This window comes from Cellulomonas citrea (assembly GCF_009829685.1).
Taxonomy (GTDB): Bacteria; Actinomycetota; Actinomycetes; order Actinomycetales; family Cellulomonadaceae; genus Cellulomonas; species Cellulomonas citrea.
The window spans coordinates 1-560 of sequence record NZ_VWSD01000369.1; the positions used below are offsets into that span (position 1 = coordinate 1).

The following is a 560-nucleotide window of genomic DNA, read 5'->3' on the forward strand; positions in this document are numbered from 1 at the left end:
CGCCCCGGCCGCCTCGGCGGCAGCCGCCACGGCCGGGCCGTCACCCCCGTTCTCGGCCTCGACCGCCGCGGCCACCGCACCCTCGACCAGCGGTGCGTCGGCCAGCCGGATGCGCTCGACCTGATCCGGCTCGAGGAACTCCAGCACGGACTCGGTGGTGAGCACCGCCGACCCGAGGTCGGTGAGCACGACGGCCTGCCCGCCGTCCGCCGTGGCCTGCTCGAGCGCAGCCTGGACGGCGTCGAAGGACGTCCCGATCCCGCCGTCCTCGAGCCCGCCTGCGGCCAGGATCGTGACCGCCGGGGCCATCTGCGCCGCCAGCTCGGCGACCCCGGCCGCGAGCTGCCTGGAGTGCGAGACGACGACCAACGAGACGAGCCGCCCCATCAGCCGACCGCCGCGCCGGCAGCTGCCGCCAGGATGAGCGCCGTGGACCGGGCACCCGGGTCGAGGTGGCCGGCCGAGCGTTCGCCCAGGTAGCTGGCGCGCCCCTTGGTCGCGACCAGCGGGATGGTGGCCTCCGCCCCCGCCTGCGCGGCGCGGGCCACCATCCCGCTGGT

The 560-nt window shown here is 77.1% G+C and carries 2 protein-coding genes; both read right to left on the reverse strand.

What is annotated here, in order from left to right:
• Positions 1-387, reverse strand: a 387-nt coding sequence (gene dhaM / locus F2B26_RS16785; RefSeq protein ID WP_159811233.1) for a dihydroxyacetone kinase phosphoryl donor subunit DhaM, incomplete at its 3' end; no start/stop codon positions are given.
• A partial coding sequence (locus F2B26_RS16790) for a DAK2 domain-containing protein (protein ID WP_159811235.1) occupies positions 387-560 on the reverse strand: 174 nt, incomplete at its 5' end. The genes F2B26_RS16790 and dhaM, both read right to left, overlap by 1 nt.